General features: G+C 42.1%; 13 protein-coding genes and 1 pseudogene. 2 read left to right on the top strand and 12 right to left on the bottom strand.

What is annotated here, in order from left to right; all coding sequences use genetic code 11:
• Positions 1-109: 109 nt before the first annotated feature.
• From R2Q26_RS12900 to R2Q26_RS12860, 9 genes are all read right to left on the bottom strand, one after another.
• Positions 110-958 carry a cytochrome c oxidase subunit 3 gene (locus R2Q26_RS12900; protein ID WP_317536656.1) on the bottom strand — a complete coding sequence of 283 codons (849 nt, stop codon included), beginning with the start codon at positions 956-958 and terminating at the stop codon, positions 110-112.
• Between the two features lie 30 nt (positions 959-988).
• Complete coding sequence (locus R2Q26_RS12895; RefSeq protein ID WP_317536655.1) at positions 989-1,198, bottom strand: DUF2970 domain-containing protein; 210 nt, start codon at positions 1,196-1,198, stop codon at positions 989-991.
• A 43-nt stretch (positions 1,199-1,241) separates the two neighbouring features.
• The gene (locus R2Q26_RS12890) at positions 1,242-1,772 is read right to left on the bottom strand and encodes a cytochrome c oxidase assembly protein (RefSeq protein ID WP_317536654.1); all 531 of its coding nucleotides are present in this window, start codon (positions 1,770-1,772) and stop codon (positions 1,242-1,244) included.
• Between the two features lie 119 nt (positions 1,773-1,891).
• Complete coding sequence (gene ctaD, locus R2Q26_RS12885; protein ID WP_317536653.1) at positions 1,892-3,466, bottom strand: cytochrome c oxidase subunit I; 1,575 nt, start codon at positions 3,464-3,466, stop codon at positions 1,892-1,894.
• 63 nt (positions 3,467-3,529) lie between these two features.
• A complete protein-coding gene (coxB, locus tag R2Q26_RS12880; protein WP_317536652.1) occupies positions 3,530-4,351 on the bottom strand; it encodes a cytochrome c oxidase subunit II in 822 nt (273 codons plus the stop codon).
• A gap of 928 nt (positions 4,352-5,279) precedes the next feature.
• Complete coding sequence (locus tag R2Q26_RS12875; RefSeq protein WP_317536651.1) at positions 5,280-8,039, bottom strand: valine--tRNA ligase; 2,760 nt, start codon at positions 8,037-8,039, stop codon at positions 5,280-5,282.
• Between the two features lie 85 nt (positions 8,040-8,124).
• Positions 8,125-8,475 (bottom strand): hypothetical protein, encoded by a 351-nt coding sequence (locus tag R2Q26_RS12870; protein WP_317536650.1) that lies wholly within the window; start codon positions 8,473-8,475, stop codon positions 8,125-8,127.
• A gap of 56 nt (positions 8,476-8,531) precedes the next feature.
• Positions 8,532-8,969 (bottom strand): DNA polymerase III subunit chi, encoded by a 438-nt coding sequence (locus R2Q26_RS12865; RefSeq protein ID WP_317536649.1) that lies wholly within the window; start codon positions 8,967-8,969, stop codon positions 8,532-8,534.
• A 27-nt stretch (positions 8,970-8,996) separates the two neighbouring features.
• Positions 8,997-10,487 carry a leucyl aminopeptidase gene (locus tag R2Q26_RS12860; RefSeq protein WP_317536648.1) on the bottom strand — a complete coding sequence of 497 codons (1,491 nt, stop codon included), beginning with the start codon at positions 10,485-10,487 and terminating at the stop codon, positions 8,997-8,999.
• 265 nt (positions 10,488-10,752) lie between these two features.
• Between R2Q26_RS12860 and serB the strand changes: the two genes are divergently transcribed.
• Together serB and R2Q26_RS12850 are read left to right on the top strand one after the other, a co-directional pair.
• A complete protein-coding gene (gene serB, locus R2Q26_RS12855) occupies positions 10,753-11,583 on the top strand; it encodes a phosphoserine phosphatase SerB (RefSeq protein ID WP_317536647.1) in 831 nt (276 codons plus the stop codon).
• A 109-nt stretch (positions 11,584-11,692) separates the two neighbouring features.
• Positions 11,693-12,391, top strand: a complete 699-nt coding sequence (locus R2Q26_RS12850) for a Bax inhibitor-1/YccA family protein (protein ID WP_317536646.1) — start codon at positions 11,693-11,695, stop codon at positions 12,389-12,391.
• A 92-nt stretch (positions 12,392-12,483) separates the two neighbouring features.
• Here the strand turns inward: R2Q26_RS12850 and cysM are convergent, their stop codons facing one another.
• The 3 genes and pseudogenes from cysM to R2Q26_RS12835 all read right to left on the bottom strand — a co-directional run.
• The gene (cysM, locus tag R2Q26_RS12845; protein ID WP_317536645.1) at positions 12,484-13,365 is read right to left on the bottom strand and encodes a cysteine synthase CysM; all 882 of its coding nucleotides are present in this window, start codon (positions 13,363-13,365) and stop codon (positions 12,484-12,486) included.
• A gap of 156 nt (positions 13,366-13,521) precedes the next feature.
• Positions 13,522-13,824, bottom strand: a complete 303-nt coding sequence (locus R2Q26_RS12840; protein ID WP_090570387.1) for a ComEA family DNA-binding protein — start codon at positions 13,822-13,824, stop codon at positions 13,522-13,524.
• A 253-nt stretch (positions 13,825-14,077) separates the two neighbouring features.
• Positions 14,078-14,284: pseudogene (locus R2Q26_RS12835) on the bottom strand (IS481 family transposase); the annotation flags it as partial.

Genomic DNA, 14,284 nt, shown 5'->3' with positions numbered 1-14,284 from the left:
TTTGTATCTAATTTCTAGCTAAGCCAGCTTTATTCCCAGATCTCTTGATTTCCTTAATTAGGAAATCAAGAGTCTGGAATAGCTAGAGCTAGCTACGATTCAAATTTACTTATAGCAAATAAACAAATATGAACAATCCAAGCCAGACCACGTCAACAAAGTGCCAATACCAAGCCACACCTTCAAACCCAAAATGATGCTCAGGTTTAAAGTGACCTGCTGCACATCTGAAATAGATGACAGTCAGCATGATTGCTCCCAAAGTGACATGGAAGCCATGGAATCCTGTCAACATAAAAAATGTTGAACCATACGCACCGGAAGTCATTTTAAGATTAAGATCGGCATATGCATGACCATATTCATAAATTTGGCATGCAAGGAATGTAAAACCTAGTAAAACGGTTGCAAGCAGCCACATTTTGAGTGCTGGACGTCGATTTTGCTTAAGCGCCCAGTGTGCAAGCGTTACTGTCACGCCAGAAGTAAGTAGCAAAAAGGTATTAAAGGCAGGTAAGCCCCAAGCACCCATCGGGGTAAATTTCTCTGTAATACCAGGTCCTGCAGTTGGCCAGTCAGCAGTGAAGTTCGGCCATAGTAAATCGTGATTTACATCAGCGAGCCAGGGTATTGACAACACTCTCATATAAAAAAGTGCGCCAAAAAAAGCACAAAAGAACATGACCTCTGAGAAAATAAACCAGCTCATTCCCCAGCGGAATGATTTATCTTCCTGCTTTCCATATTTGCCTTCTTCGCTTTCTCGCGCCACTTCGCCAAACCAGCCAAACAGCATATAAATGAGAATAGCAAAACCTATACCTAGCATATAATAGCCTGCAGGTATTTTATTCATTGTCATTGCCGCCCCAAATCCTAAAAAGAATAGCGCTGATGATCCTACAATTGGCCATTTAGATGGTGCCGGCACATAGTAGTGTCCTGTTCCTTGACTCATACCAACCCTCCTGATTTATTTTCTAATAAATTAACTCGTTATTAATTTGACCAACGTCAATATACTCAATACAAAAATTACTCCGCCAATAATACCGCCAATTATCAACTGATAAGGCTTTATCATTTCTGCATCTCGATCGAGATCACTTCTCTTACGTATACCTAGAAATGACCAGAATATTGCTTTTGCTACTTGCCATGCTGAAGCTTTCTCAGATGGTTGTTCTCTATTGTTCATTAATCCAATTCACCGTTAATTAGCTTGCTTACTTATACATCCTCTATTTACCTGGCTGTAGTGCAAAAAAAGTGTAGGAAATAGTGACTGTATTAACATCAACTGGTATTTGCGGATCAATGACAAATTTCACTGGCATCTGCCTCGCCTCGCCAGGTTTAAGCACCTGCTTAGTAAAGCAAAAGCATTCAAATTTCTTCATATACCTCTCCAAGAAACGTGGGCTGTAACTTGGTATTGCCTGACCACTTATTTCTTGATCCGAGTCATTCCTGATTTCATACATCACTTCTATTGATTCCCCCGGATGTATTTTGACATTGGATTGCAGTGGTTTAAATTGCCAGGGCATGCCGCGTACATTTGCGTCTAACTCTATTGCAATTGTGCGCGACATATCTACTTTAATATTTTTATCCACCACATCTGGCTGCAACAGATTATTTATTCCGGTGACTTCACAAAACTTCTCGTACATTGGGACAAGCGCGTAACCAAAACCAAACATTACTACTGTAAAAATCAGCAGCTTCTTCGACATTACAACATTGATCTTGGTTACGCTCTGTGTCATTGTTTTACCATCACCGTTACAAAATATATTACAGCCATCAGGATAAGCAATAAAAAAGCAGTTCTTAGTTTTTTACGCTTAAGATCCCTATCATTATTTTGCGACATATATACTTCGCTTTATTTAATCACCGGCGGTGTTTCAAAGCTGTGATATGGCGCTGGTGAAGGCAATGTCCACTCCAATGTGGTTGCACCTTCCCATGGTCTATCAGCCGCTTTTTCACCCCCACGGATACATTTAATGACAACATAAAGGAAGAGCAGCTGTGTCAATCCAAATCCAAAAGCTCCGATGCTGGAAATCATATTGAAATCAGCAAACTGCAGTGAGTAGTCCGGAATTCTGCGTGGCATGCCAGCTAATCCAAGGAAATGCTGTACGAAGAATGCAACATTAAAGAAGATCATGGATAACCAGAAATGCAAGTTAGCCAGTTTTGTATCGTACATATGCCCGGTCCACTTCGGCAACCAGTAGTAAACTGCGCCAAATATTGAGAACAATGCACCCGATACCAGCACATAATGGAAATGTGCAATGACATAGTAGGTGTCTTGTACTTGGATATCTATTGGCACAATCGCACAAACCACGCCGCTGAAGCCACCGATCACAAACAGGAAGATAAATCCTATTGAAAACAGCATCGGTGTCTCAAAAGTCATTGATCCGCGCCACATTGTTGCAGTCCAGTTAAAGACTTTCACACCAGTAGGAACTGCAATCAGCATGGTAGCATACATGAAGAACAGCTGACCAACAGCCGGCATACCCACGGTAAACATGTGATGCGCCCATACTACGCAAGATAAAATCGCAATTGATGCGGTTGCATACACCATTGATGAATAACCAAACAATGGTTTACGGGAAAATGTTGGAATGATTTCTGACACAATACCGAAAGCTGGCAGAATCATGATATAGACTTCAGGGTGCCCAAAGAACCAGAAAATATGCTGGAACATAACTGGATCACCACCACCTGCCGCGTTAAAGAAAGTCGTACCAAAATGACGATCGGTCAGAAGCATCGTTACCACACCCGCAAGTACAGGCATCACTAACACGAGTAGATAGGCAGTAATCAACCATGTCCATACAAACAAAGGCATTTTCATCAACGTCATACCTGGAGCGCGCATATTGAGAATGGTGGTAATGATATTGATAGAACCCATGATCGAGGAAGCGCCCAGGATGTGAATTGCAAAAATCATCATATCAACACCTAACCCACCCTGTGCCGATAGGGGCGGGTAAAATGTCCAACCACCTGCGGCCGCACCACCTGGCACAAAGAATGAGGATATCAATAGCAGACCAGCTACCGGCAACAACCAGAAGCTCCAGTTATTCATTCGCGCAAATGCCATATCGGGCGCGCCTACCATCAGAGGCACTTGCCAGTTAGCCAAACCCACGAATGCTGGCATGATAGCGCCAAAGACCATGATCAGACCATGCAACGTGGTAAATGAATTAAAAAGCTGCGGTTCCAATATTTGGATACCCGGCATAAACAATTCTGCTCGAATTCCCATCGCCAGGAAACCACCAATCAAAAACATAGCAAAACTGAACCACAGATACATCGTGCCAATGTCTTTATGATTGGTTGTCATTACCCAGCGCATTATGCCACTGGGATGATGGTCATGATGACCATGTACATCTTGAACTACTGCCATGATTATTCTCCTTAGTGCTTACTTCTCTTGTTTTCTGAATTTACATCTCATGCGATCGAAATATTAATTCCCAACTGCAGCTGTGTTCACGATTGCTGCCGATGCTTTTTTCTTATCAGCCACCCATTGCGCATATTTGTCTTGTTCCAGAACCTCAACTACTATCGGCATATATCCATGATCTTTGCCACAAAGCTCAACACATTGACCGCGGTATATGCCAGGTTTATCTGCCGTAAACCATGCATCGCGAATAAACCCTGGAATAGCATCTTGCTTGACTCCAAAAGCAGGCACCCACCATGCGTGAAGAACATCATTTGCCGTCATGATTACCCGAATCTTCTTGCCCACAGGCACAACTACATTATTGTCCACCTCTAGCAAATAATTCTCTCCTTTGGGTTCTGAGCCGTTTAATTGAGCAACTGGCGTGGATAATTTACTGAAGAAACTGATGCCTTCACCTTCTCCCTGAAGATAATCGTAACCCCACATCCATTGATAGCCTGTCGCCTTAATGGTGATATCAGGTTGAGATGTATCCTTCATCGCAACGACAGTTCTGGTGGCTGGAAACGCCATAGCAATGAGGATCAGGAGCGGAATAGCCGTCCAGATAATCTCTACAACAGTACTGTGATGAAAATTGGCAGCCTTGTGACCAACTGATTTACGGTGTTTCAGAATAGAGTAAAACATCACACCAAAAACAAGAATAAAAATTACCAAACAAATCCATAGCGCAGTTATATGCTGATCATAGATCTGTTGCGCAATTACAGATTGCGGTTCCGGATGATAATATTTACTGGAAAACGCCATACTTGAGTAAAAAGCAAGAATTGCGGACCCTAACAGGGCCATTACTGATTTACTGCTCATATATTTATTTCCCCCCACATAAATTACAAATTTTGTCTAATTTCACATACTAAAAACACAACCATTTGAATCAAATCATTACATAAACTACCCGACTGCAAATTATTTCATATTAAAATTTCTATTGATTTCTCACCCTTTAATACTGACAAGAATTCTAGCATGTCAGATTTGTACTAACAAGGGAAAATCATGATTTTTATAGAAAAATCCCCCTATTTTGAATGTGGTGATTTCCCTGTTTTGAATGTGGTGATTTTTTATTTGCTGTTTTTTTTAGTTTAAAAGAGGTATTTTTTTAACATGGAAAAGTCCTTCCTTTTATCTAATTTATTTTCTTTGCAATGATATTAGATAAGGTTTAAAAAAAACACAAAAAAACTAGAAAATCTTTAATTACCCTTGATACTCACCCTTACTAAAAAAACGATATCAATGTAATCTCATTTGCTTTAAGGGAGATAAACAAATGTTAATCAGGCCAGTAAGCCCCATAGCAAATTGATGAAAGTAAGAAATAAACTTATTCCCTTCCTGTTGTAGTGATTTTTTCTACAAACTCAGACAAAGATCGTCAATACCTTGGCTCTCCGGTCGAATTTTTATTCCTTCCAAACGGCATTGGACTACGTGCTGAGTTATAAGCCAGATCCTCAATGCTCCGCCACTCACTCCGATTACACAGTCTTTGCATTTTTTTTCACTATCCTTTTACCCAACCGGCACTAATGAAAAACTGCGCAGGCTGCAAAAGGATCTTATGCTCTATTCACATCGTCTTCCATATGGAAAATAATTCGATTATCAGCAAGTAAATATTGAGATTTGAGTTATCGACAAACAACGAAATGCTTGCTGCTGTTCACCATAGCATCACTATCAATAGCACTAAGCAATATTTTTTTCTTAAAAATACATACTTAAAAGACTAATTTAATTTTTGCAATTGCTCTACCAATTTAGTCAACATTGCCTTGAAACCTGCCAAGCGTTCTTTCTCCTGTGTAACCACTTTTTCTGGTGCGCGTTGCACAAAATAAGGATTATCAAGCTTTGTTGTGGCCTTGCTGATCTCCCCATCCAGGCGAAGAATTTCTTTTTGGAGCCGGGCGCGCTCTGCGGATACATCTATTTCAATTTTGAGCATCAATCGAAATTCACCGACAACTGCTACTGGCGCATCTGCATCAGGCAGACCATCTGGCATAATTTCTACATCGGATAACTTAGCCAATGCTACTAAATAACTAGAAAAACTTGCTAAGGCAGATTGATTGCCCTCAATCAGCAAGGGAATTCTATCAGCTGGAGACAGTTTCATTTCACCACGTAATGTGCGACATGCATTTACAATCTCTTTGAGTAGCGCAATGCGGTTATTGGCTTCCTTGTCAATGCGCGCAGGATCGGCTAGTGGATAAGATTGGCACATGATGCTCTTACCTTCTTTGTCGACCAGAGGTGCAATTTTTTGCCACAATTCCTCAGTAATAAAGGGGATCACAGGGTGTGCCAGCCGGAGTGCAGCTTCAAGCACGCGCACTAGCACCCGGCGCGTAGTACGCTGCTCAGTATCCCCCCCTGAACTTAACTGAACCTTAGCAAGCTCTACATACCAATCGCAGTATTCATCCCAGATGAATTCGTAGAGCTCGCGTGCAACCATATCAAAGCGGTAATCATTAAAGGCTTGCGCCACACTCTGTTCAGCTTGCTGCAATCGACCGATAATCCAATTATCAGCATGAGAAAACGCCAAAGGCAACGAATCATCCGGCCCGGTATCTTTTCCCTCACAGTTCATGAGGACAAAACGAGTGGCATTCCACAGTTTGTTACAAAAATTTCGATAACCTTCGCATCGCTGCAAATCAAATTTAATATCTCGCCCATGTGAAGCCAGACTGGCAAAAGTAAAACGCAGTGCATCGGTGCCAAACGCAGGTATCCCCTGCGGGAATTGCTTACGTGTATTTCTCTCGATTGATTCACCCTGTTTAGGGTTCATCAAACCTGTAGTGCGCTTTTTAATCAGCTCCGGCAGCAAAATACCATCGATCAGATCAAGTGGATCCAGTACATTCCCCTTGGATTTACTCATCTTCTGGCCTTCCGAATCGCGGATTAGCCCAGTTACGTAAACTTCACGAAATGGCACTTTTCCAGTGAAATGCAGGGACATCATGATCATACGTGCAACCCAGAAGAAAATGATGTCAAACCCAGTTACCAGTACTGAGGTCGGTAAAAAGGTCTTGAGCTCGGCTGTTTCCTGCGGCCATCCCAGTGTTGAAAATGGCCATAATGCGGAAGAAAACCAGGTATCAAGCACATCTTCTTCTTGCTTGAGATTTTCCTTACCTGATAACCACTGCGCTTCCTCAAGATTATGCGCAACTGTTACATTGTCATCCTCATCATACCAAGCAGGAATCCGGTGACCCCACCACAATTGCCGCGAAATACACCAATCCTGTATATTTTCTAACCACTGGTTATAAACATGTGTCCAATTTTCCGGCGTAAATCGGATCTCGCCAGTGGCCACCACTTCCAAACCACGTTTGGCCATCCCTTCCATAGCCACATACCACTGATCAGTCAGCATGGGCTCTATGACGGTTTGAGTGCGATCCCCTCGGGGAACCATCAGCTTGTGTGGCCGTATTTCGACCAGCAACCCCTGTGCTTCTAGATCGCTAATAATCTTTTTCCGCGCCTCAAAACGATCCAGTCCCTGATATTCGACTGGAGCAAAATCATTGATTTTTCCATCAAGGGTAAAAATATTAAGTGGAACCAGTTTATGGCGTAAGCCGACTTGATAATCGTTAAAATCATGTGCGGGTGTGATTTTCACACAACCCGTACCAAAAGTCGGATCAACATATTCATCAGCAATAATAGGGATCGTACGCTCGGATAAGGGTAATCGGAGGTGCTGCCCAATCAGATGACGGTAGCGCTCATCCTCTGGATGGACAGCCACCGCCATGTCACCTAGCATCGTTTCAGGCCGTGTGGTTGCAACAACTAAGCCACTCCCCTGCAATCCAGCACCGCTATCCTCTTCGAATGGATAACGAATATGCCAAAGTGAACCTGCTTCTTCTGTTGAAATGACTTCCAAATCAGACACTGCGGTTTGCAGTACAGGATCCCAGTTAACCAGACGCTTGCCACGATAAATTAACCCTTCTCGATATAACCGTACAAATACCTCTGTCACTGCCTGGGAAAGCATCTCGTCCATGGTAAAACGCTCACGCGACCAGTCGCAAGAAGTGCCCATCCGCCGCATCTGGCGCGTAATGGTTGAACCTGATTCCTCTTTCCACTGCCAGACACGCTTTAGAAACGCCTCACGTCCTAGCTTCCGCCGATCAATATTTTCCTGATCTAATTGGCGCTCTACGACTATTTGTGTTGCAATGCCTGCATGATCTGTACCAGGCTGCCATAGTGTGTTATTTCCCAGCATGCGATGATAACGAATCAATGCGTCCATCAGAGTGTGCTGAAACGCATGTCCCATATGGAGGGTGCCCGTTACATTAGGAGGTGGTAACATGATGCAGTAGGCAGTTACACCTTGTTTATTTGACGATCTGAAATAGCCAGATGACTCCCACTCTGAATACCAGCGAGTTTCTATGAGTTTTGGATCAAAACTTTTTGCAAGTTCCATGGAAATTTAATTGTTAAGTTAGCATAAACAGAAAACCTGTTATTATATCGAAAGGCATCGCCACAAAAAGCTAGGTTATTAGCTATTAGAAATTTACAGGTTTCCAGACAAGCGCCGCGATAGCGCCTGAAGGAGTTAGATTGATTTGAACTTCCCGCAGTATTGCATCGAATACATAGCAAAGTAAGAAGGAAATATCGGATTCTAGTGACCAGACTGCCGAAGTAAGTATACGTTTTTCAGTCAGCGTTGGAATCTTTTGTTCCACCAATGGTTGTATTTTCTCCGCTTGATCCCAAGCATTCCGTGAAGAAACTGGAAGTGCCAAGACAGCTTCCTTGGGATGAATCATGACAGAAGATTTCTTCCGATACCGCAATAGTACTACTTCCAGCTTATTCAACCACACATCATCATCGATCTTGGCAGATATCACAGAACAGAATGATCAGTCATCGTAAAATGAGAAAGAATGAATCGTTTTGGTTTAGTTCAATGCAGGTTCTGACCAAGCTTATGATGATATACACTGAGGCCCTGTTCCTGATAAAAACGATAACGTTTACGAGCGACTACCTTGTCCTCTGGGGTATTTCCGACAATTTCAATTACTCTTTGAAACCGATCATAAATTAGTGGCACTTCATCATGCAAATTAAGCAAGACCTCATAGGGCACAATCTGCTGAATTTCCTCACTACTACCAATTAATATCACTGGTGTAACGTTAACCACTCTGTCACCGACATGACAGTGCGGAATAAAGCTGGTGGGGGAGAATGTCCAGAGCAATTTATCGAAACGATTCAGAAGCGACAAATCTGGTATATAAATCATTATCTTGAGCGCTTGCTGAATCACTTTCTCACTTAATCGGCACGCAACCAGCAATTTGTCAGATGCACCCGAATAAAAATCAATTTGTGCCATCGTTTAAACGATCATTTTTATACTTTCTTATACTTTCGCTCGCAAAATCAAAAATTGAGTCAGAAGTGGTACCGGCCGGCCGGTAGACCCCTTTTCCTTACCATTTTTCCAGGCTGTACCGGCAATATCAAGATGTGCCCAAGGATATTTTTCTGTAAAGCGCGACAAAAAGCAGGCAGCTGTGATCGTTCCTGCTGAGCGTCCACCAATGTTTGCCATATCGGCAAAGTTGCTCTTCAACCATTCCTGATAATCATCCCACAGCGGCAACTGCCAAGCACGATCCAACGCCAATTCGGAAGCTTGTAACAATTCCTGGGCCAACTGATCGTTGTTACTCATTAAGCCAGATGCTAAATGTCCCAGCGCAATGACACAAGCTCCAGTAAGGGTTGCGATATCAATTACGGCATCAGGCTTATACCGCTCAGCATACGTCAGCGCATCGCATAAAATCAGCCGCCCCTCAGCATCAGTATTCAGAATTTCAATTGTTTGACCAGACATGCTTTTCACTACATCTCCTGGTTTGGTTGCGTTGCCACCAGGCATGTTCTCAGTCGCAGGAATAATACCGACGATATTGAGAGGAAGCTTCATTTCCGCCGCCGCTGTTAATGTGCCCAACACACTTCCTGCGCCACTCATATCGAATTTCATCTCATCCATCTCACCTGCTGGCTTTAATGAAATACCCCCAGTATCAAAAGTAACCCCCTTACCGACTAGCACAATAGGTTTTTCCATTTTTGTCAAGCCACGGTATTCCAACACAATTAATTTGGCAGGTTGATGGCTTCCACGTGCAACAGCAAGAAATGCGCCCATGCCAAGCTTTTCCATCTCTTTCTGCCCTAACACAGAAACCTTAAGATCATAAGCTTTAGCCATATCGGTAGCTTGCTCAGCAAGATAGGTCGGTGTACAGATATTGGGCGCAAGATTGCCTAGATCCTTGGCTACATTTATGCCCCGCGCAATTGCGAGACCCTGCTGCAGTGCTTTCTCTCCTGCCAGAAGCGACGCTTGATCGTTCACATTTATCGTGATCTTACCAAGAGCAGGCTGTTCTTTTTCTGGTTTACTTTTGAGGCGATCAAAGCGATAAGTGCTTTCCGTCCCCAGAATCACTGTCTGAGTAATTTTCCATGCAATATCCCGTTGCTTTAATGGAATATCCGCCAAGAAGAGGGTAGCATCTGCAGCAGCTGTTTGAGATAACGCCTTGAATGTCGTTAAAACTGCTTGTTGATATGCCTTATCATTGAATTCTTTCTCCTTGCCTAGCCCAACCAACATCACGCGCTTACTTGCAATGTCAGGAACGTTGTGTAACAGTAAAGTTGTATTAGCGCTACCCTCCATATCACCTTGACGCAAGATATTACTAATGTAACCCTTGGAAGTATCGTCTAAAATTTTTGCAGGCTCGGTTAATTTGCGTGATTCGAATACACCTACTACGATACAAGCTCCGCGTTGTTTTTCTGGGGCGCTGAGTTTGATTGTAAAATCCACTTTCTACTCCTTATTAATTATTCTCTAAGATGAAAGAAATTCATAAATAAATCTGCATGGATTATCGCTACATTTATTGTATAAAGTCAAAATAAGCAACATCGCATAACTGGAGTAGAATCTATATCTTAAAATCAATTTCGAATTAAAAGCGAGCGCATACCCAGACACCAATCTATGAAAACTCCATTACATCTGGAGTACTTTGCTTTGCGCTTGCTCCGATTAACACAACTATCATAATTAATAATAACTCGGATACTCCATGAACCTCATCATCCAAGGATTAGATATTGAAAACAACCATCTGCGAGCAATCGCAAAACTTGCTCAAGCTAGCCATATTGAGCGTGTTACCGGGCAAGCGTTCCGCTTGGCAAACGCCAGCCCCCATCCCGATATACCTGAATACTGCGCTGAAGTACAACTCGATTTTGCTTTTGTTCCGATCGGAACAAAATTAACTAATTTTGGGTTGATTGCAATGGATATGGACTCAACCCTGATCGCCATTGAATCGATTGATGAAATAGCTGGCATGCACAATGTTAAGCCACAAGTTGCAGAAATTACACAGAGCACCATGCGAGGCGAAATTGACTTTGCTGAAAGTCTGATTCGGCGGACAGCACTTCTTGAAGGATTGCCGCAAGAAGCGTTGCAAAAAGTTTATGACGAAAAGGTTAGATTAAATCCTGGTGCCCAAAAATTGCTACAATGCACGCAAGCAGCAGACCTCAAGACCATGGTAATTTCAGGTGGTTTTACTTTCTTCACTGATAGAATCAAAGCAGAGCTCGGATTAGATTATGCCTTTGCAAATACATTGGAAATCAAGGATAGAAAACTAACTGGCCAGGTGCTTGGTAAAATTATTGGTGCCGAGGGAAAAGCTGAAGTATTAAGGCGCATCCGGGATGAGCTAGGTCTAAAAAGAGAACAGGTTATCGCTATTGGTGATGGCGCCAATGATCTAAAAATGCTGGAATCGGCAGGCATTGGCATTGCTTACCATGCCAAGCCCATTTTACAAGAGAAATCAACTTATTCCATTAGCTTTGTGGGACTGGATGGTATTATCAATCTTTTCGAGTAATTGAGATTACACACATCTTGCTAGATACTTGAATAAAAAGCATTTGCAACTTTTAATAAATGCGGGTAGTCTAAATTTAGTTTTTTAAAAAAAGATAAAAGGAGAGTTTATGCAACCTAATATGCGATACATAGCATCTACTGCCCAAACAGGAGATTTAGGCGTCATTCGTAATAAGGTATTGCGGAATACCTACTGGATGCTGAGCCTGACAATGATTCCAACCGTCATCGGCGCGGTAATCGGAACAAATACAAATTTCTCTTTTCTTGCCCAATCACCCATCATAGGTTCGCTGGTCATGTTAGCTGTAATGATAGGACTGATGTTTGCAGTAAGTGCTACCCGCAATAGCATTTGGGGCGTGTTATTACTTTTCGCATTTACATTTGTGGCAGGTTGGTGGTTAGGGCCATTACTCCAATATGCACTAAATTTTAGTAATGGCACACAATTGGTTGGTACAGCAGCAGCTGGAACGGGTGTAATCTTTTTTACTCTTGCAGGAATTGCTACGGTAACCCGTAAAGATTTTGGCTTTTTGCGTAATTTCTTGATGATTGGGTTAATATTGCTGATTCTTGCTTCACTGGCTAATTTATTCTTTGCGATGCCCGCTGTATCGCTGGCAATCTCCGCTGCTGCAGTATTGCTTTTCTCAGGATTTATCTTGTTTGATGTTAGCCGTATCGTAAATGGTGGCGAGACTAATTATGTAATGGCAACACTGGGTATTTACCTTAATATTTACAATTTGTTTATTAACTTGCTGCAGTTACTGCTGGCTTTCTCAGGTGAAAGAGATTAACTAGTTACTGTATCTCCGTAAAACAAAAAGGGTGGTCATTTTTGACCACCCTTTTTGTTTAATAATGACATCTGTCAAATCTGGTTTTTTAATTAAAAAACGCCTGTAGATAAATAGCGATCCCCGCGATCGCATACAATAAAAACAATCACCGCATTATCTAGTCCTGCAGAAACTTTAAGTGCTGCAGCAAGCGCGCCACCTGACGAGATACCCGCAAAGATTCCCTCTTCACGCGCCAAACGTCGAGCCATAGTCTCAGCTTCTTGCTGCGAAACCAGTATGATGCGATTCACCCGCTTAGGATTGTATATTTTTGGCAAATAATCTTCTGACCACTTACGAATACCCGGAATCTGCGATCCTTCTTCTGGTTGCACACCAATAATTTCAATAGTTGATTTTTTTTCCGAAAAATATCGAGCACATCCCATGATTGTGCCTGTAGTACCCATGCTACTTATAAAATGGGTTATTTCCCCACCCGTATCACGCCAGATTTCCGGAGCAGTTCCCTCATAATGAGCTAACGGATTATCAGAATTAGCAAACTGATTAAGAACAAATCCCTTGCCTTCTTCTTGCATTTTCTCCGCAATATCACGCGCCTTTTCCATCCCCCCTTCTTTAGGGGTTAATATGATTTCAGCACCAAACGCACTCATTGCTTGTCGACGCTCTATACTCAAATTTTCCGGCATAACGAGAATCATCCGATAACTCATCATGGCCGCCGCCATCGCCAAGGCAATACCCGTATTGCCACTAGTAGCTTCAATTAAAGTATTACCTGGTTTGATATCACCACGCTTTTGCGCATGCTTGATCATAGAGAGTGCCGGTCGATCTTTCACTGAGCCGGCTGGATTATTTCCCTCAAGCTTAGCCAGAATGGTATTACTGGTTTCTCCAGGGATACGTTTAAGTTTTACTAATGGTGTATTACCAACAAAATCCTCTATTGTTTTGAACATAGACAATGCAATTTTGCAATTTTTGCTAGATAGTTGATTATCGCATATGTCATTAAAAATAAATGTTCAAAGAATCAGTACAGGCAAAAAAATACCCCCAGAAATTGAAATGTATTTCTGGAGGTATAGTATCGCCTCGCTAATTTATGGATTAAATTATTTTTTCTGTTCAACTGCTATTTTTTCTTCCGCGCCCACTACAGATGTATCGCCTACTGTCAGATCGTTGCGGATCTGCTTGAGAGTGCCCGCTCCGATACCACTCACTTTTTCCAAATCGTCAACCGAACTAAACAGACCATGCTCATTTCGATATTCAACAATGGCTTTTGCCTTAGCCGGACCAATTCCTTTCAGCACTTCTAGCTCGGATTGTGAAGCGGTATTAATATTTACAGCTGCATAAATACTACTACTCAACACAAAATAGATAATTATCAGTTGTAGTAACCTTATCATAATCACTCCTAATATGGAAAAATGCTTTGTTACCTTTGACAGGTCTTTATTGCTTATAAAGCAAAAAATATATCGGCACTTTTCTCAATCTTATTGAGTAAATTTTAGATAAACTTAAGTGTAAGAAATCTCAGGGTTGTTTACTGAGAGGTTGATTGAAATACTGTTGGAGTATTTCATGAGGAGTTGAGTTATTCAAACTCTTATGTGGTTTGACAGTGTTATAAAAGTTAATGAAGCGGCCGAGTTGAATTTACCAGTCGGTGTAGTCTTTAAAGTTGGTCTGGTCATGCCACATCTGCATGAGGGTGCGGATAGCGCGTTCAGCTTTGCCGTTAGTTTGGTGTCGATTGACTTGGGTGAATTTCTGGCCGATACCGTGTGCTTTGCAGGTTTTAACAAAAGCATGACTGTCAGTGCCTTTATATTCTTTGCCATTATCAGAATAAACGTAATCGAT

Source organism: Nitrosomonas sp. Is37, from assembly GCF_033063275.1.
Lineage (GTDB): Bacteria > Pseudomonadota > Gammaproteobacteria > Burkholderiales > Nitrosomonadaceae > Nitrosomonas.
This window is presented reverse-complemented; position numbering and strand designations above follow the sequence as displayed.